The 20066-nt window shown below is 43.9% G+C and carries 13 protein-coding genes; 4 read left to right on the forward strand and 9 right to left on the reverse strand.

The window, feature by feature from the left end:
• Positions 1–19: 19 nt before the first annotated feature.
• Entirely contained in the window at positions 20–1228 is a 1209-nt protein-coding gene (locus tag DXX93_RS15130; RefSeq protein WP_116007348.1) for an IS256 family transposase, read from the forward strand.
• Positions 1229–1558: 330 nt separating this feature from the next.
• Here the strand turns inward: DXX93_RS15130 and herA are convergent, their stop codons facing one another.
• The 5 genes from herA to gcvT all read right to left on the reverse strand — a co-directional run bounded on the left by herA (position 1559) and on the right by gcvT (position 9207).
• Positions 1559–3277 (reverse strand): anti-phage-associated helicase HerA, encoded by a 1719-nt coding sequence (gene herA / locus DXX93_RS15135; protein ID WP_116008828.1) that lies wholly within the window; start codon positions 3275–3277, stop codon positions 1559–1561.
• Entirely contained in the window at positions 3277–4470 is a 1194-nt protein-coding gene (locus DXX93_RS15140; RefSeq protein ID WP_116008829.1) for a DUF4297 family anti-phage-associated protein, read from the reverse strand. Before DXX93_RS15140 ends, herA begins: the two co-directional genes overlap by 1 nt.
• A 150-nt stretch (positions 4471–4620) precedes the next feature.
• Positions 4621–7524: an aminomethyl-transferring glycine dehydrogenase gene (gene gcvP / locus DXX93_RS15145; RefSeq protein WP_116009993.1), complete on the reverse strand. Its 2904-nt coding sequence runs from the start codon at positions 7522–7524 to the stop codon at positions 4621–4623.
• Positions 7525–7607: 83 nt separating this feature from the next.
• Complete coding sequence (gene gcvH / locus DXX93_RS15150; RefSeq protein ID WP_116000968.1) at positions 7608–7997, reverse strand: glycine cleavage system protein GcvH; 390 nt, start codon at positions 7995–7997, stop codon at positions 7608–7610.
• A 106-nt stretch (positions 7998–8103) separates the two neighbouring features.
• Complete coding sequence (gene gcvT, locus DXX93_RS15155; protein WP_116008830.1) at positions 8104–9207, reverse strand: glycine cleavage system aminomethyltransferase GcvT; 1104 nt, start codon at positions 9205–9207, stop codon at positions 8104–8106.
• 597 nt (positions 9208–9804) lie between these two features.
• Here gcvT and DXX93_RS15160 point away from each other — a divergent pair.
• The 3 genes from DXX93_RS15160 to DXX93_RS15170 are packed head-to-tail and all read left to right on the forward strand — an operon-like array spanning position 9805 to position 15049.
• Positions 9805–10860: an efflux RND transporter periplasmic adaptor subunit gene (locus tag DXX93_RS15160; protein ID WP_116008831.1), complete on the forward strand. Its 1056-nt coding sequence runs from the start codon at positions 9805–9807 to the stop codon at positions 10858–10860.
• A gap of 1 nt (position 10861) precedes the next feature.
• The gene (locus DXX93_RS15165) at positions 10862–11947 is read left to right on the forward strand and encodes an efflux RND transporter periplasmic adaptor subunit (RefSeq protein WP_116008832.1); all 1086 of its coding nucleotides are present in this window, start codon (positions 10862–10864) and stop codon (positions 11945–11947) included.
• A gap of 3 nt (positions 11948–11950) precedes the next feature.
• Positions 11951–15049 carry an efflux RND transporter permease subunit gene (locus DXX93_RS15170; protein ID WP_116008833.1) on the forward strand — a complete coding sequence of 1033 codons (3099 nt, stop codon included), beginning with the start codon at positions 11951–11953 and terminating at the stop codon, positions 15047–15049.
• A gap of 111 nt (positions 15050–15160) precedes the next feature.
• Here DXX93_RS15170 and DXX93_RS15175 read toward each other — a convergent pair whose 3' ends face one another.
• The 4 genes from DXX93_RS15175 to DXX93_RS15190 form a co-directional block, all read right to left on the reverse strand.
• Positions 15161–16423: an FAD-dependent monooxygenase gene (locus DXX93_RS15175; protein ID WP_116008834.1), complete on the reverse strand. Its 1263-nt coding sequence runs from the start codon at positions 16421–16423 to the stop codon at positions 15161–15163.
• 45 nt (positions 16424–16468) lie between these two features.
• The gene (gene ubiH, locus DXX93_RS15180; protein WP_116008835.1) at positions 16469–17752 is read right to left on the reverse strand and encodes a 2-octaprenyl-6-methoxyphenyl hydroxylase; all 1284 of its coding nucleotides are present in this window, start codon (positions 17750–17752) and stop codon (positions 16469–16471) included.
• A gap of 92 nt (positions 17753–17844) precedes the next feature.
• Positions 17845–19185, reverse strand: coding sequence for a Xaa-Pro aminopeptidase (gene pepP, locus DXX93_RS15185; RefSeq protein WP_116008836.1), 1341 nt, complete (start codon positions 19183–19185; stop codon positions 17845–17847).
• 63 nt (positions 19186–19248) lie between these two features.
• Positions 19249–19815 (reverse strand): UPF0149 family protein, encoded by a 567-nt coding sequence (locus tag DXX93_RS15190; protein WP_116000974.1) that lies wholly within the window; start codon positions 19813–19815, stop codon positions 19249–19251.
• Between the last annotated feature and the right edge of the window lie 251 nt (positions 19816–20066).

A 20066-nucleotide genomic window follows, 5' to 3' on the forward strand; every position in this document is an offset into this window, starting at 1 on the left:
GGGTTTAGGATAGGTAGTTATGAACAAGAAAGAACTTGAAGTCTTTGCCAAGCAAGCGGCTAAATCCATCAAAACGGAAGCAGATTTAACGAACTTTCGTAAAATGCTTACCAAGGTAACGGTTGAAGCTGCGCTTAATGCGGAGCTGGATGAACACCTTGGTTATGTTCGTCATGAGCAATCCATCAACGATAATTCACGCAATGGCTATTCGCCCAAAACTATACGAACAGAAGATGGCGAGATTGATTTAGATACACCTCGTGATAGAGATTCTAGTTTTGAGCCTCAACTGGTTAAAAAGAATCAAACCCGCTTTACGTCAATGGATGACAAGATTTTATATCTGTATTCCAAAGGCATGACGACTCGTGAAATCGTGTCCACATTCAAGGAAATGTACGATGCAGATGTTTCACCAACACTGATTTCTCGTGTGACTGATGCGGTTATCGCTCAAGTCGTCGAGTGGCAAGCCAGGCCGCTTGATGCTGTTTACCCAATCGTCTATCTCGACTGCTTGGTTGTAAAAATACGCCAAGATAAGCAAGTCATCAACAAAGCCATTTACTTAGCCTTAGGCGTGAATATCGAAGGCCATAAAGAACTTCTAGGTATGTGGATATCAGAAAACGAAGGCGCGAAGTTCTGGCTTAACGTATTAACGGAGCTTCAAAACCGTGGCGTCAAAGATATCCTTATCGCCTGTGTCGATGGCCTTAAAGGTTTCCCTGATGCAATTAATACCGTTTATCCTGACACACAAATTCAGCTTTGTATTGTTCATATGGTGCGTAATTCATTGAAGTTTGTGCCGTGGAAAGACTACAAAGCCATCACGGCTGATTTAAAGCGCATATACCAATCGGTAACTGAAGATGAAGCCTTAATGGCCTTAGAGCAGTTTGAGCAACGCTGGGACAGTAAATATCCCAATATCTCTCGCTCATGGCGAAATAACTGGCAAAACGTTAGTACCATCTTCAATTACCCTGAAGATATCAGAAAAGCTATTTACACCACCAACGCTATTGAATCGCTGAACTCAGTTATACGTAAAGCCATTAAGAAACGTAAGCTGTTCCCACATGACGATTCGGCGAAAAAGGTGGTTTACTTAGCTATTGAGCAGGCATCTAAAAAATGGACGATGCCGATAAGAAATTGGAAATCGGCCTTAAATCGATTTATGATCGAATTCGAAGACCGATTAAAAGATGTTATTTAAAACTGGCAGTTACACAAAATGTGTTACAGGGTCGATAAGAAATTGGAAATCGGCCTTAAATCGATTTATGATCGAATTCGAAGACCGATTAAAAGATGTTATTTAAAACTGGCAGTTACACAAAATGTGTTACAGGGTCGCATTAGGTAGCTAAATATTCACTAATGAGATGTTTGCTGGCTTGCATATTTGTTAGTCACAAACATCTTGATTGAAGCCAATAAGTAACCTTTAAACACACTAAGGTTTCTATCTGAATACAAAAAGCGAACCAACTGGTTCGCTTTTTCACTACTATAACAGTCAAATAAACTGGAAACTGCTATTATGCTATGCGCCCCATGTCTTTATCAGAGATTCAAAGGCAACATCTTTCCACTCATCGCGCCACTCATCAAGATACTTAATATCAGTTGAAGACGGTGGTAAGTCACACTTATCCACTTTAATGAGAGACGGTACAGAAACGGCTTCCCCTATGAGTAATGCCTCACCTTCTGTCAAGGAAGGTAATATATTGGTGATATCGCCAACAGTGTCGGGTAACAAACGTTTAACAAAATTCTGATCATCTTTATTTGTTAGCCTCATGGAAATAAAGCTACTACATTGAGAAAAGATTGTTTCAGAAATCTCTGATGGCCTCTGACTTGCCAATAGAAGAGTTACACCATACTTTCTTCCTTCTTTTGCAATTCTTTCTATTGCTTCTTTAGAGGCTCTATATTTGCTTAATCCACTTTTAGGCGCATATTTGTGTGCCTCTTCATATACTACCAGTATTGGAGCATTCTGCTCTTTCCCTACTTTTTGCCTAAATTTTCTGTTGTAATACCCAACTTCAAATATAAGCCTTGAAATTAGAGATACACATATACTTAAAACTTCAAATGGAATTCCACTAACATCGAAAATAGTAACATTTGCTCTAGAAACATCTTTGTAACCAGTTATAGACTGTATAGTATCTTCAAATGTGACACCTTTAGTTTTAGTTCCCACCAAAAAATCTAAGCGTTTATCATATATTTTATTTTCTAATCGATTAATAAAATTAATCAACTTACCGTTTAAAGTACCTGTGGCAGAAGTTCCTTTGGGAATAAGCTCTCCTTTAAACAAGCGATGAGCAGTCTCTTCACCAAATACGAATTCATCTCCGTCAACCCAGTTTATATTGTTTTCTTTGTCTTTTTTTTCATTGTTTCGATTTTTTATATAGTTCAAGACTTCTTCAATATCGAAATATAGAGGAGAATCATAATGAACCCGCTCTTTCGCACTAGGATCACCAGAAAAATTATGTTTTTTATTTAAAACAATAGCCTCTCTAAACACATTTCTCTGGTTGTGATCATTAGCGTCTGTATCTAAGAATAACTCTTCCAACTCTTCACTATTTAACAACCAATAAGGAAGTATTAATTGCTCTACCCCCAACAAATTTGCTGATGGAAAAGCAGAGCTATACTCTGAGTGAATATCAAAAATTGCAATATGAGAGTTATTTAATCCATCATATTCTTTACTTTTAACTTCTGTCGCTTTTTGAAGGATTTTAGCCACCGTATGCGACTTTCCAGAACCACTAGAGCCCACGATAGCAATATGTTTATTGAAAAATCGGTTACCATTTACAGGCACTAAAATATCACTATTTAAGGATAATGAAGAAAAAGTAAACCTCTCATTCTCCGTTACGCTACTTTCATAAATAGTTTTTATATCTTCTAACTTCGCAGGCTCTACTTTTTTGGGTGGTAACGCAAGAGAATCACCTCCTCTATAAAACTTCCCATCCTTAACTAGACCTATGGGACTGGCGTCTATAACGTAGTTGGGGTCGCCTCCATTTTCATCTGCGACGATTGAAAAATTTTCAATAATTGCAAGTAGTGCTACTTCATCGTTATCTGATATTCGAAGGTAAGAACCAACCTTTAATTTTTCTTCAGCAATTTTAAACTCCTCGAGCTTATCTACTGAAACCTTAACCTTATTGGGGCTAACTGATATTACTTCTGCATTAACTTCTGCATTACTAGACATTAGACTAAATCACTTATATCTGAAAACTCAAAAACTTGAAGCTTTGTGTTTTTTATCCCTGCATCAAACTTAATAGATAACTCATTGTCTTTGGTAAAGAACTGATAAAGCTCAACCCTAGATTTCGCTGAATTTACAGCTTGTACAAGATCCTGTTCAGTTTCTATATATTGAAATTTAATATCTATATCCGATTTTGCTCGACTGAGCGTTTCTACACAAAAATCACTCCCATAATAGTTATATCCATCAACGAAATTTAACCCTTCGTTATACAACTCTTTTTTTATAGAGTGCAGAAAACACTGCTCCTGATTATAGAGATAGATATAGGGTGAGTATGGAGTAGGACTTCTTTTAGAAAGACTTGCCCAATTTTTCTGGATTGTATAAATACACTCTTTTATTTCTGCGATATTACTGGCACTACTGACATCTATCATGAAAAACCGATCGTATGCTTGCGTGTTAAGAGATCGAGGAAAAAGGTCTGACTTTATTTTTTTAAGGTATTCAGTACGTCCTCTAAACTTATATAACCAAGAGTTGAACAATGCTTTTTTGTTATCTATTTTGCGGAGAAATTCTGCCTTTGTTATAACACGGTTTTGTTGATCACATGCTAATTTTGCAATGACAGAAAAGGCTGAATTGTAGTAGTAATGCGACGCCTCTTCTTTAGTACAATTAAATATTTCAACTATTTTCTTGATAACACTTTCATTTTGCTCATCAAAGCTTTTGGCATTGATATCAAGTTTTAATCTATCAATAAAACTCTTCAAATCATCATCTGACAATCCTAATTCAACGTGTTCTTCATATCGGATTTTATCTTTCGTATGAGATAAAAACTTCTCTTTTAAAAATTCGACAGAAATGCAGTCGGACAACTTTTCATGACCATCTTTATAGTGACCATATAAATAGTATGTTACATCTGCATTTCTATTACTCGAAAAATGCTGAAGCATAAACCTAATTGGTTTGGCTATAACAGAATGATTATATGATGACTTTTCATAATATTTGCACTGAATAGCACTTAACTCTCCGCCTTGAGAAACATCAACATCTTCAACCCCTTCAACCTCAATTGAATCGGTATCACAGTTAAGAGATAAAATTTCAAAAATTGACTTATCAAACTGATAGCAATACCCCCTAATGGTATCTACTGCGCTTCTATCCAATATAACTCCTCATTAATTTATTAACTGCATTATTAGACTAGTGTCGCATTGTGGGCTCAGCCCAAAAGGTGGTTGAAGCCACCTTTTAGCACTTACCAATCAATAATTTAATTCAATTCACAAACTTTATTAAACATCGACAATATTCAACTACTCTTTATAGCTCTCAACACTCGGGCAAGAACACACTAAGTTGCGATCGCCATAAACATCATCAATACGATTAACTGTAGGCCAGAATTTGTTAGCTGCTGCCGCTGGCACTGGGAATACCGCTTCTGCGACTGTGTAGGCTCTATCCCAACCAGCGTCAGTGATATCAGCAAGTGTGTGCGGTGCGTTATGCAGCGGGTTGTCTTCTACTGTCCATTCGCCCTGCTCGACTTTGCGGATTTCATCGCGAATGCACACCATAGCTTCAATAAAGCGATCGATTTCGACTTTGCTTTCTGATTCGGTTGGTTCAATCATTAGCGTGCCAGCTACTGGGAAGGACATAGTTGGTGCGTGGAAGCCATAGTCCATTAAACGCTTAGCCACGTCCATTTCGGTAATGCCAGACGCTTCTTTTAACGGGCGCATATCCACAATACATTCATGGGCAACACGGCCATTTGCACCAGTGTACAGAATTGGGAAGTGCTCGCTTAGCTTCTTCGCTAAGTAGTTAGCGTTAGTGATGGCGTATTTCGTTGAATCGGTTACACCTTTTTTACCTAACATGGCGATGTACAAGTAAGAAATACATAAAATACCCGCTGAGCCAAATGGCGCAGCAGAAACTGCATCGTTACCTTGCGTGCTTTCTTTTACGCTCACTAATGGGTGATCTGGTAAGAAAGGTGCCAAGTGCGATTTTACACCGATTGGTCCCATACCTGGGCCACCGCCGCCGTGTGGAATAGCGAAGGTTTTGTGCAGGTTTAAGTGCGAAACGTCAGCGCCGATAAAGCCCGGCGAGGTAATACCAACTTGGGCGTTCATATTGGCGCCATCTAGGTATACTTGACCTCCGTTGGCGTGAACCACTTCACAAATTTCGCGTACCGTTTCTTCGTAAACACCGTGCGTTGACGGGTAAGTGATCATGATACACGATAAGTTTTCCGCCATTTCTTCCGCTTTCGCTTTCAGATCGGCCATATCCACGTTACCGTTTTTATCGCAATCAACCACAACCACCTTCATACCCACCATTTGCGCCGACGCTGGGTTAGTGCCGTGCGCTGATGATGGAATCAAACAGATATTACGGTGTCCTTCGCCGCGACTTTGGTGATATTTGTGAATCGCGATTAAACCTGCGTATTCACCTTGTGCGCCTGAGTTTGGCTGCATTGAAATATCGTCATATCCGGTTAACTCTACTAACCACTCGCCTAGTTCGCCGATCATTTCTGCGTAGCCTTGTGCTTGGTCAACGGGCGCAAATGGGTGCATATTGGCAAATTCTGGCCATGACACCGGGATCATTTGTGCTGTCGCGTTAAGCTTCATGGTACAAGAGCCTAACGAAATCATTGAATGGTTAAGCGCTAAGTCTTTGTTTTCTAATTTTTTGATATAGCGAAGCATTTCAGTTTCGCTATGGTACGAATTAAATACTGGGTGCGTAAGAATGTCAGACTCACGCACTAATTCCGCAGGAATTGACGAGTGGCCACAGTCAACGATTTTCACGTCTAGCGCTGCCACGTCTAATCCATGACCTTCGCCAAGTAGAACATCAAACAATACCGCAACGTCTTCGCGTGTCGTAGTTTCATCTAGCGATACTGAAATTTGACCGTCAACGTCAGTACGTAAGTTAATGTCTGCCGCTAATGCGCGAGCAACGATCTCAGCTTTGTTTTCAACGTTAAACGTTAAGGTATCAAAGTAATTAACGTGAATTGCTTGCAAGCCTTTAGTTGCTGTACCTAAACATAAAATGTCGGTTAAACGGTGAATGCGACTAGCAATGGTTTTTAACCCTTGAGGACCATGGTAAACCGCGTAAAACGCTGCCATATTGGCAAGTAATACTTGTGCAGTACAAATATTTGAGTTCGCTTTTTCGCGGCGAATATGTTGCTCTCGGGTTTGCATTGCCATACGCAGTGCTTGGTTGCCACGCGTATCTTTTGAGACACCAATAATACGACCCGGCATTGAGCGCTTATACTTGTCTGATGTCGTGAAGAACGCCGCGTGTGGACCACCGTAGCCCATCGGCACACCAAAACGTTGGCTTGAGCCAATCACTACGTCTGCTCCTAACTCGCCCGGTGCTTTGAGTAGTACCAAGCTCATAATGTCTGCCGCTACCGCCACAATACCTTTTTTCGCTTGCACCGCTTCAATTAGTGGGCGGATATCAACAACTTCACCGGTTGCTGTTGGGTATTGCAGTAATGCACCGAAGACATCGTGCTCACCGACAGTAGCCGCAGGCGCTACGATGATGTCAAAACCAAAGAATTCCGCACGGTTTTTTACGACGGAAATCGTTTGCGGGTACACTTCTTGAGCAACAAAGAATGCGTTTGATTTTTTATTTTTGGAAACGCGTTTTGCCAATGCCATGGCTTCAGCGGCTGCGGTACCTTCGTCAAGCAATGAGGCAGATGCTAAGTCTAAACCGGTTAGGTCTAAACACATTTGTTGGTAGTTAAGTAAAGATTCTAAACGGCCTTGCGCAATTTCTGGTTGGTATGGCGTGTACGCGGTATACCAGCCAGGGTTTTCCAATACGTTACGCAAAATCACATTGGGTGTAAGCGTTGGGTAGTAGCCTAAACCGATGTACGAAGTATTCACTTTGTTTTTGCTAGCAACCGCTTTTAAGTCGGCTAGCGCTTTCACTTCTGTTTTGCTTTCTTCAATCGCTGGCAAGTCTGCTAGGCGAATATCGTTGGGGACAATTTCGTCAATTAGCGCGTCTACCGATTCAGCGCCAATATCGGCAAGCATTGCCTTGGTTTGCGCTTCATCAGGACCAATGTGGCGACGAATAAAATCTTGAGTTTGTTCTAAATCACTTAGCGTTACTTGTGCTTGGGATTGAGTAGTCATAAACAGCTTCACTAAAATTTGCGTACGTATTTAAAAAAGAAAGCCCCGAACAGGGTTCAGGGCTTGTATATATGGTTTAACGATTAGTCTTCGTCAATTGAGTTTTCGTAGCCTTCTGCGTCTAGTAGGCTTTCTAACTCGCTTTCATCTTCAATTTTTACTTTGAACATCCAGCCGTCACCGTAAGCGTCTGAGTTTACTAGCTCAGGTGAGTCTTCTAGGTCTTCGTTAACTTCAACCACTTCACCAGTTACTGGCGCGTAAATGTCTGACGCTGCTTTTACCGACTCAGCTACTGCAACATCGTCACCAGTGCTTACGCTGTCGCCTACTTCTGGTAACTCAACGAATACCATATCGCCCAGTAATTCTTGTGCGTGCTCGGTAATACCGATAGTCACAATACCGTTGCCTTCGTTACGCACCCACTCGTGTGATGTTGCGTACTTTAACTCAGAAGGAATGTTGCTCATTTTTCTTGTTCCTAATATTTAACGTAATTTGTGAAGTGAATAATCCCCCTAAAAATATAGAGGAATTAGTTCACAGATCAACTAATCTTTTAATGGCAAATTTGACTTAAAACGCCTTTTTGCCATTGCGGGCGAACGACGGCTTTATCACTTTCACGTCCACCAACTTCTTGCGCATTTCAACTTGCACGGTGTCTTCTAATTTAACGGCACGCGGTACACGCGCCATGGCGATTGAGTGGCCTAAGGTTGGCGAGAAAGTACCAGATGTGACTATGCCTTCAAACTCAGGGCCTTCGCCGTGTTCAGTGATTACTTTCAAACCTGAGCGCAATACGCCTTTCTCTTCTAGCACTAAACCCACAAGCTTAGGTTGGTCGCCAGCAGCACGCTGCGCAGCAATTACTTCTTTACCGATAAAGTCACGCGTTTCGTCGTCCCAGCTAATCGTCCACGCCATGTTTGCCGCTAGTGGTGAGATTGACTCGTCCATATCTAAACCGTATAAGTTCATACCCGCTTCTAAGCGAAGCGTATCGCGCGCACCTAAACCACAAGGTTTTACGCCCACATCAAGTAGTTGCTGCCATAAATCTGCCGCTTGCTCATTTGGCAACGCGATTTCATAGCCAGCTTCACCGGTATAGCCAGTGGTTGCGATAAACAAATCACCCGCTTGTGCCGAGAAAAATGGCTTCATATCTGCAACCGCGGCTTTTTGCTCGTCAGTAAGTAAGGTGGCTACTTTTGCTTTCGCTGTTGGGCCTTGTACGGCAATCATGGCGAATTCTGGGCGCTCGGTAATGGTGACGCTGAAATTTTTTGCTTGCTCAGCAAGCCAAGCTAAATCTTTTTCACGCGTCGCCGAGTTAACCACTAAGCGGTAATCCGTGGTTGAGAAGTAGTAAATGATCAGGTCGTCAATCACGCCACCTTCATGGTTACACATACCGGTGTAAAGTGCTTTGCCCGCAACATCAAGTTTCGCAACATCGTTAATCACTAAACGACGTAAAAAGGCCTGTGCATCGTCACCTTTAATATCAACAATGGTCATGTGTGAAACATCGAACATACCGGCGTCTTGGCGCACTGCGTGATGCTCTTCAATTTGCGAGCCGTAGTTAATTGGCATGTCCCAGCCGTGGAAATCGACCATTTTTGCGCCCGCTTCAATATGCTTGGCGTGAAGTACGGTTTTATTCGTCATAGTGCACACTCTTGGTTTGCATCACATTAACTATAGAAGTTTCGGTGAGCTTGTTGATAGTAATCTTTAGCCAATATACGCAGGCTATTGTGCGAAGCTTTAGTTGCTCCCCCAAGCCTAATCATTGACTAGTCGCTGTATAGTTGCTAACGATTTACAAAAATTAACGAAAAGTATAATCAAGCACGCTTGTTGATTCAACAACCTAATGCCCGTTTATGAAACATAAATCAGCTTATCATTCTTATTCCAAATTTTATTTCACATAGCCTTCACCAGCAAAATTAAAATCAATCATCATCAGCATTAGTGCAATGAATAGGTGATAATTCGTTTTACAGCAATTGTCTAACACTTTGATAACAATCGTTAACAGCATTAACCGCAAAAAAAACAGACAATTGTCGCCAACATTGGACACCTGTTAGACCTAGCAAAAAATGAGCAAATCACAACACTTGTCATCTTGTTGTGATAGCGCGCAGGGAAGTTTAGTTATGCCTTATTTGGCTTAACTGCTCACCAAGTTGAAAGGCAGATAATTAGTAATTTTGTGCCATAGTTAAGTCTAGCCAGCATGACATCACTGGAGAATGTATGATTAATAACAAGAAAAAAGCACTGGGGGTAGTGCTGATGGCGCTGCTTGCCACCAGTTGCTCCGAGCCACCTAGCGTTGATTATTCCGCGACCATTAGAGCGGTACAAATGATGAACATAGAGTTGGTGACCACTAAGGTGCAGTCTTTCCCCGCGAAAGTTGAAGCCAGTAAACAAGCGAGTTTATCGTTTCGCGTACCGGGCAAAATTGCCAAATTTCATGTTCGCGCCGGCACATTGGTTAAGCAAGGGCAACCGCTGATTGACTTAGTGCCAACCGATTACCGCATTGCGGTAGAAGGACACCAAGCGGATTACCAACTGGCCAAAGTGCAACACGAGCGCTCAGAAGCCCTTATTGATGAGCAGCTGATTTCACAAGATCAGTTTGACCAAACGGAAACGGCACTCAAAGTTGCCGGAAATGAACTAGAGCAAGCAAAAACCGACCTTTCATACACCCATATCTCAGCGCCATATGACGGCCGTGTTGCTGCCACTTACTTCAAAGCACATGAATACGTGCAAGCATTACAACCTGTGATGTCAATTCAATCAGAAAATGCTGTTGATGTGGTGATGGAAGTGCCCGAGCGCTTAATTGGCGCCTTGCGTCGCTCTCACCTGCAAGTAAATCAGCCAACTGTAAGCTTTGCGGTGAAACCAGATCAGCAATACACAGTGTCAATTAAAGAAATTGAAACCATCGCAGATCCCGAATCAGGCACCTTCACCGTTACCATGACCATGCCAAGCCCGGACGACTTGAACCTTTACCCAAGTATGGCGGCAACCGCTAAGGCAGAATTGGTATTAAGTGAAGGCAGCTTAACCCAAAAAATTCCCGCCAGTGCAATGATGACTGAGAACGGGCAAGTTTATGTATGGCGAGTGAACGCTGACAACCAAGTTGAAAAAGTCGCGATTGAGTTATCTGACCAGGGCAAGTTGCTATCAGGCTTATTAGATGGCGATCGCATTGTCACTGCTGGAGTTAACGAGCTTACTGCTGGTCAAACGGTAACTGAGTGGATTAAGGAGCGAGGTTTATAATATGAAATTCTACAAGCAAATAGCACTAGTATTATTCGCCCTTGCCACGATTGCAGGCTGCACTCCTGCGCCCACACCGCAAGTGCAACCGATTAGAGTAAGTGTCGAAACCATTCCTGAAATCAGCAATGAAAAACTACAAACATTTCCAGCCGTAGTTCACGCCAGTGAATTAACCCAGTTAAGCTTCCAGCTTAATGGCGAAGTCAACGAGCTAATTGCCACCGAAGGGATGGAAGTTAAAAAAGGTGAATTACTTGCCAAGCTTGACGACACCTTATTGGTACTTGCGGTAAGTGAAGCGAAAGCAAAAGTTGAACTTTCGAAAGTACAAGCGGCACGTGCGAAACAAATGGTCGATCGCGGCAATATGCCAGAAAGCACTTACGACGAGCTACTGGCGCGTTATGAAATTGCACTGGCGCGTTATAACTATGCACAAAGCCAATTAGATTATGTGTATTTGCGCGCACCGTTTGATGGCATTATTTCTGACGTTGCCATCGAGCGCTTTCAAGCAACCACTGTCGGTCGTCCGATTATTACCATGCACAAACTGGACATGGTGGAAGTGCGCATCGACATGCCTGACATTTTAGTTGCCAGTGCCGATCAGCAAAAAGTCGACGGTCAACAACATACCGTTGATGTCAAACTGGATGCTTACCCTAACCAAATCTTTAAAGCGGAATACAAAGAGCACACCACAGAGCAAAATGAAGAAAACCGCAGCTTTACTTTAGTGTTAGAAATGCCATCAACTCAGGCCAAACCAGTGATTCAAGGTATGCCCGGCAGTATCTCTTTGGATTTAGCCCAAATTGAACGCGATTCTGCTTATTACTCAGTGGTGCCGCTGCATGCTGTGGTGCTGCCTGATAGCTACTCATCATCAAGCTTTACTTCAATTATTTGGCGCCTTAACGGCACCCAAGTTGAACCAGTAGAAGTGACCCTTGGCCGACTGGTTGATAAATCGCATGTTGAAGTCATTGGTGATATTAAGCCGGGTGACAAAGTGATCACCAAAGGGCTGCATTACCTGCGCCCCGGAACTCAAGTTATTGTTGCCGAGAAGGAGGCTTAGTCGATGAGTATCGCTGAATATTTTATTAAGAACAAAGTGATCAGCTGGATGTTTACGCTGATCTTGCTCGTTGGCGGCACTCATGCCTACTTCGGCTTAGGCCAACTGGAAGACCCTGATTTTACAATTAAAGATGCGTTGATCAACACTTCATACCCAGGCGCTTCGCCACTGCAAGTGGAAGAGGAAGTGTCGTACGTGATTGAGAAGCAGCTAATGACGCTGGCTTACATTGACAAAATCACGTCAATTAACAGCCGTGGTTTATCACAAATTACCGTCAGTATGAAAAATACCTACGGCCCTGATGAACTGCCACAGATTTGGGATGAACTGCGCCGTAAGGTTAACGATATTAAAGCCCAATTACCGCCGGGCGTAAATGAACCGCAAGTCATCGACGATTTTGGTGATGTTTACGGCATTATGTGGGCAGTGACAGGTGACGGATTTAGTTACCAAGACTTAAAAGACTATGTCGATTTTCTCAAGCGCGATATTGAGCTTATCGATGGGGTGTCAAAAGTACAAGTTGCCGGTGAGCAACAAGAAACCGTATTTATTGAACTTTCAGCCAATAAACTGGCGAACTTAGGGGTACCGCCGGGCTCGATTTACAATGTGCTACGAACGCAAAATATTGTGCAGAGTGCGGGCGCTATGCGCAGCGGCCCTGATTATATCTATGTGCACCCAACGGGCGAATTTAAATCGGTTAAGCAACTTGAAGACTTAATTATTTCAAGCCCGAGCAGTGACCGCCTCATCTACCTAAGAGACGTGGCAACTATCAGTAAAGGTTTCCAAGAAGTACCCCGCAACTTAATCAACTATAACGGTAACCAAGCCATTAACATCGGCGTATCTTTTGTGACGGGTGTTAACGTGGTCGATGTCGGTACGCGTATTGAGCAGCGTATGGCAGAGCTTGAGCAGTATCGTCCAGCGGGGATGGTGGTCGGCGAAATCTACAATCAACCCAAAGAAGTAGATAATTCAGTTGCCGCCTTTATGCTGAACCTCATTGAAGCGGTCGTTATCGTTGTCGTTGTGTTATTAGTCTTTATGGGCATTAAATCTGGCCTATTAATTGGCTGGATCTTATTGCTGACTGTACTGGGCACCTTCTTGGTGATGAACTTGTACGACATTAACCTGCAACGCATATCGCTAGGTGCATTGATTATCGCCCTAGGTATGCTGGTGGATAATGCCATTGTTATCGTCGAAGGGATACTGATTGGCCAAGCACGAGGGCAAACCAAGCTGCAAGCAGCCAACGCCATCGTTAAACAAACTATTTGGCCATTATTAGGCGCTACTGTAATTGCCATTACTGCCTTTGCGCCGATTGGCCTGAGTCCTGACGCCACTGGTGAGTTTGCCGGTAGCTTGTTCTGGGTATTACTGATTTCGCTCTTTATTAGCTGGATAACGGCGGTGACCTTAACACCATTTTTTGCCAGCTTGTTATTTAAAGAAACACCAACTTCACTCCTCAACAGTAACAAAGACGGTGACAACGGCTCTGAGCAAGATGACCCGTACAAAGGCGCGATCTTTGTTTTCTACAAAGCGTTTTTAAATATTTGTATGCGCTTTAAAGCGTTAACCATTATTACCGTTGTTGCCTTATTTGCATTATCCATTGTTGCTTTTGGCTCGGTTAAACAAGCCTTCTTCCCGCCATCAACTACACCTATTTTCTTGGTCGATTTATGGATGCCAGAAGGCACTGATATTCGCCATACCTATGAGATTGCACAAGCAATTGAACAACAAGTCATGAGCTATGAGGCGGTTGAACACGTGACCTCGACCACAGGTCAAGGTGCACAGCGCTTTATGTTGACTTACGAAACCGAGCGCAGTTACTCAGCCTATGCGCAGCTAATGGTGCGTGTTGACTCATTCGATAATGTTTTGGCGACGATGGAGAATGCACAGGCTTATATCGATCAAAACTATCCTGAGCTGCTCAACAAGTTTAAGCGCTTAGAAATTGGCCCATCGCCTGCGGCAAAAGTTGAAGTAGAAATTACCGGCCCAGAGCCAGACACCCTGCGCACATTGGCAACGGAAGTCATTAGTATTTTCCGTGAAGCCGGTGGTACAGTAAACGTTCGCCATAACTGGCGCGAGCGCACTAAAGTATTTGAACCTCAGTTTAACGAAACCCAAGCACGCCGCTTAGGTATCACGAAAGAAGACGTTGATAACACCTTGCAAATGAACCTTTCGGGGTTAACGGTCGGTTTGTATAAAGAAGGGACTTCGTTACTCCCCATTGTGACCCGCACACCGGAAGACGAGCGCCCATCATCAGCATCCACCATTCAAATTTGGTCGCCTATCTACAACCAGTTAGTGCCGATTAATCAAGTCATTACTAGCACGGAACTGCGCTGGGAAGACCCGATCATTATGCGTAAAGACAGAAAACGTATGATCACGGTAATGATGGATCCCGACTTTAAAACCAATGAAACGGCTGATTCACTGCGCAATCGAATCTTGGCACAAGTAGAAGCTGTAGAGTTGCCACAAGGCTATAGCATTAACTGGGGCGGCGAATACGAAGACTCGCAAGACGCTTCAAAAGCGATATTTGCCTCGCTACCTGTGGGCTATTTGTTAATGTTCTTGATCACAGTATTCCTGTTTAATGCGGTGAAAAAGCCACTGGTGATTTGGGCTTGTGTACCGCTGGCGTTAGTCGGTATCGTGACTGGTTTGTTGGTGTTGGATAAACCGTTTGGCTTTATGGCACTGCTGGGCATGCTGAGCTTATCGGGGATGCTACTGAAAAATGGTATCGTCTTACTTGATCAAATCAATAGCGAACTTGCCGCTGGCAAAGAGCCTTACCTAGCAGTATTTGATTCAGCGGTCAGTCGTGTACGCCCGGTGTCTATGGCGGCGATTACAACGATTTTAGGTATGATGCCACTCTTGGTTGATGCCTTCTTCGAATCGATGGCAGCCGTGGTCATGTTCGGTTTAGGTGTGGCCACAATTCTTACGCTAATTGTTGTGCCTGTCCTATTCTGCTTATTCCACGGTATTCAATACCGACCATTGGAAGAGGTATACAAGAATTAAGATTGGCAATATGCCGTCTTAGAAAGACAAAAAGGCCAGCTGTTATCGCTGGCCTTTTTACTGACGTAAAAACAGTTACTTAGACTGTTGATTATGGACTATTGGTATAGCTTACCGAGAAATCTCTGGCAGGTCGCCGCTAAGCCCCATCGCTTGTTTAATCATTTGCTGTTTGACCGCCGGAATATGATTGATTAACCCCATCCCGATACCGCGCAGTAATTTAACGGGCGCAAGCTGTGGCGTAAAGCTCTGTTTGATGGCTTCCATTGCCGTGACCATTTCAAGCGCCTCTGCGCGGCGCCAGCGGTTGTATTGATTCAACATTTTATCGCTATGCCATGCACCATTGTCAGACGCTTGTTGTCCTTGATGTTGCTGAGTGCCAGCAGCCTTGTCACCGTGATAATGCTCACTGATAAGCTGCGCTAAGCTTGCCGCGTCTTGCAATCCCAGGTTTACCCCCTGCCCTGCCAGCGGATGAATAGTGTGTGCGGCATCGCCAACCAGTACAGCTCTTTGCTTGACAAATTTATGGGCTAAACGCATGGTCAATGGATAGCCTTGGATATCGCTGGCTAAGCTTATTTGCCCGAGTTTGCCATCAGCGGCTGCGGTCAGTGCTTTAGAAAATTCATCACTATTTAGTGCACGCAAGCGGTCGGCTTCTTGAGGCGTGGTTGACCACACAATAGAGCATTGCTGCTGATTAAACAGCGGTAAAAAAGCCAGTGGCCCCTCTGGTAAAAAGACTTGCCAGGCAGTGTCTTGGTGACCCAATTCGCAATTGACTGTAGCAACGAGTGCGTGATTGTCGTAATCGCGAAACGCCATCGGCATATCAAGTTGTTGCCTTAACCATGAATTTGCGCCGTCTGCGCCTACGACAAGCTTTGCCATAACCGGCATTTGACTGGCGAAACTGGCAAACACTTCATGATCGCCCATGGCAATATTTTGCAATGGCGCTTGTGTTAGCAAGCTAATACCGGCGTCTGCTTGTGCTTGTTGCCACAGCGCATTGCGCACCACTTTATTTTCGATGATATGGCCGATATTGTCGCGTTCACGAGCAGCTGCGAATTGCGCTACGTCAAAATCTAACGTGCCAATGTTGCCTTTATCCCAGACATGCATATGGCTGTAGGCTTGTAAACGCTGTTCAGTTATCGCATGCCAAGCACCAATATTGGCCAGAAACTGCTCGCTTGCTGCGTTAATGGCGCTAACTCTTAGCTCTGGCGCTGAATCCAGCGCACTCGGCGTATTGGGCTCGACAATGGCAACGGTTAAGTCGGTCAGCTTTCTAACCGCAAGGGCAAGGCTTAACCCCACCATGCCACCACCAACAATCAGCAAATCGTATTTTTGCATTCTTTATTCCTGTAAATCGCGCTTAGCGCTAATAACCCACAAACTCTAGTAACCCATAGTTTTGTTCACAAACGCTTTTTGTAATGGCGATAAATAATTCATCACCTTTAAGCCCACATTACGACCGGCAACAAGTGGCGCTATGTCATTGGAAAATAAGGTTACCATGGAGTCGGTTAGCTTGATAATGGCTTGCTGATCTGATGCGCGTAAAGTTTGATATTGATTAAGCAATGGCGCACTTCCAGCGTCGTGCTTTTTACTCGCCAGTTCGTTCGACAATTCGCTCGCGAGCAAGTTAGCCAGCACCTTAACGTCGCGTAATCCCAAGTTAAAACCTTGCCCAGCAATTGGGTGAATGGTGTGTGAGGCATTACCCACCAGTGCCATACGGTGAAAACTTTGTCGCTCTGCTTGCACTAGACTCAGTGGGAAAATAGTTCGCTTACTGGCGGTGCGAATGCCCCCCAACCAATGACCAAAAGCTTGTTCAAGCGCCAAACAAAATGCTTGGTCATCAAGCGTGCTCATTTGCTCTGCTTGCTCAGGAGGAAGTGTCCACACCAATGAGCATTGTTGATTGGTCATTGGCAACATAGCGATAGGGCCATGTTCGGTAAAGCGTTCAAACGCGCGGTTGTTGTGCGGTAATTCAGGGCAAACATTAGCGATAACCGCCCACTGGTCATAATCTTGCTGCGACGTACCGATATTGGCCGCTTGGCGACACAATGACTGGCCGCCATCACAGGCGATGACAAGCTTTGCCTCAATATCAATAGGTTCAGCTTGAGCGCTGGCTGATAGCTTGATATCTGTATGCTCAGCCTTGATGCTTAGCTGTTCAATTTGGCTATCGGTAAACCATTGAATTGGGTTGCTATGCTCATCGGCTGTTTGAAGTGCACTAAGTAAACCATTTGCGATACTTGCTAGCGGTATCACATAACCTAAGGCTTCAACATGATGTTGCTCGGCCTTGATACGTGCCTTGCCATAGTGACCGCGATCAGAAATATGAATATGCTCAATCGGGTTGGCATCATCAGCCATTAATGACCAAACGCCAAGTGAGCGCAGATATTCAACACTGCCATGGGAAAGTGCTAATACGCGATCATCAAATTGATTCACTTGGCTTGGTTCGAGCTTATTCGCTTCAATAATGGCAATTTGATAGCGATTAGCGATGGCTGGTTGTTTGAGTAGGCTGACCGCCATAAGCAAGCCAGACAGGCCACCACCGACAATACAAATATCAAGTTGCTGTGCTGCGCTTTGCGATTGGCTTGTAACACTACCTACATCACTACTTTTAACACTACTCATAACAATACCTTAACCACGAACCAAATGTTTTCCTTAACACTTTTTATAGCCAAATTGGACTTATTGGCTTACTTTGACTTGTTTGAGCTACTTCAAACCGTCTTAGCCACACCCGACATAAGCGCTTCAATCTCAGCGATAGATTTTGGCGCGCTCACGGTTAAATTCTCATAACCTGTTTCGGTAACCAAAACATTGTCTTCAATGCGCACGCCAATGCCTTGCCATTTTTCGTCAACATCGGCGCCCTTGGGAATATAAATACCTGGCTCAATGGTCATGACCATACCTGCGGTAAACGGTCGTAATTGCTGACGTTTTTCATTCGCGTGATAATCGCCAACATCGTGCACATCTAGGCCAAGCCAGTGGCCTAAGCCATGAATAAAGTACTGTTTACAGGCTTTCTCTTCGATAAGTTCGGTTAAATCGCCCGTTAAAATGCCAAGCTCATACAAGCCTTTAGTTAACATATCGCACACTAAGTCGTTGAGTGATGCCAAGGTATTACCCGGCTCGATAGCGGCTATCGCGGCATTTTGCGCATCCAGCACTAGCTGATAAATCGCTTTTTGCGGCTCGCTGAACTTGCCACTGACAGGAAAAGTGCGGGTGATATCGGCGGCGTAACCCGCTAGCTCACCGCCAGCATCAATCAACAATAAGTCACCGTCAATTAACGCTTCATTGTTGTCGGTGTAATGCAAAATATTGGCGTTGTCGCCACCTGCAACAATCGAATTATACGCGGCATGGCGAGCACCATTTACTGCAAATTCATGCAGTAATTCTGCTTCAATTTGGTATTCGAATTTGTCTGGCGCAGTTGCTTTCATTGCTCGTTGGTGCGCGTGTCCACTAATGACATTGGCTTTGCGCATCAGCGCTATTTCTCGCTCACTTTTGTGCAAGCGCAGCTCGTGAATAAGTTCAGCACAGTTGGTTAAATTAACGGGCGCTTTTTTGCCAATACGGCTTTTTGCGGAAACTTGTGCCAGCCAGTCAGTAGCCAACGCCATGGTGTCATTGTCGTCAAAGCAGCACATCACCATGCTCACCTGCGCAAAGCAATCAACGGCGTAGTCGTCTAGCTCATCAATGCTCAGCGCCTCATCAACCCCAAACTCTTGCTTGGCAAGTTCAGGCCCAATACGGCGACCATGCCACACTTCCATTTCAGGATCTTTATCTCGGCAAAATAGCACGCTCTTTTGCGGCGTCGACTTCACGAGTAGTAAAACGGCTTCTGGCTCGTTAAACCCCGTCAAATAATAAAAATTTTTGTTTTGGCAAAATGGATATTCCGTGTCGTTACTGCGCGTCACTTCGTGTGCCGCGCTAATAATCGCTAGGCTGTTTTCTGGCATAGCGTCAAGCATGGTCTGACGACGTGCGGTGAATTCTTCAACGGGGAGTAACGAGTGCTTTAGCATAAGAGGTAAATACGTTCCAAATGGCTGATATGGCTTACGTTGTCTTGTATGTTCTGTATTGGCTTAGTGAATGGTTTTCTTATCGTCTGTGCTTGGCGGGCTGGCAAGCTCGGCAAAACACAGCAAAACGGAGACCTTCACGTACTCAGCAATTTCATAGTAGGCTTGCTCAGTGGCTTCATCATCGTCAATTTCATCCGACAAGTTGGCAATTTCGCTAAAATCCGACAGCACTTCTTTAACATCTTCTGATGCCACAGCGTTGTCTTTTTGCTGCAAGCCATAACCTAAGTTAAAGCCTTGTACCCAGTGGCCTAGGCCATTGGCACGCTCGGCGATAGTGTCGTCGTCATCCGGTAGCATTAATTTAAAACCAAATGAGTCATCTAGCAGTGACTGCCAAATTTCGCTGTACACTTGCTTGATAGCCGATTTCACCGCTAACGGAAAGCCTTCACCGTTGTTAAACATATCGTTGAGCATGGCAAGGTAGTCAGTGCTTTCAAATTCATAACCTGAGGCAATTAGGCCCGTTAATACGCCATGTAGTTCACTGGCGTGTGCTTGCAGGCTTTCGGCACTGAGCGTTGCTTGTAAATCAGCAAAATCGAGTAAAGATTGGTCAGACATAAAAATTCACAAATGTCATGGGATTAGATAGGAGTAATCCTACCATTGGCAAGGGTTTTGACACCAGTTAAAAACACTGAGAGTCCAACAAAGTTGACAATATATCGCTTTCAATTGTCAAACCCGCCAGTCAACAGGAAATACTCGTTAAAAACTGTCGACAAGCAGTAACAACTTTATTACCTTAATAAGTGCTTTATTTGGGCACAGTATTAATAAGCCAATCGTTTTCAATGAGTCATACTGCGCCT

The organism is Thalassotalea euphylliae (assembly GCF_003390335.1).
In the GTDB taxonomy this organism is placed as follows: Bacteria; Pseudomonadota; Gammaproteobacteria; order Enterobacterales; family Alteromonadaceae; genus Thalassotalea_F; species Thalassotalea_F euphylliae_B.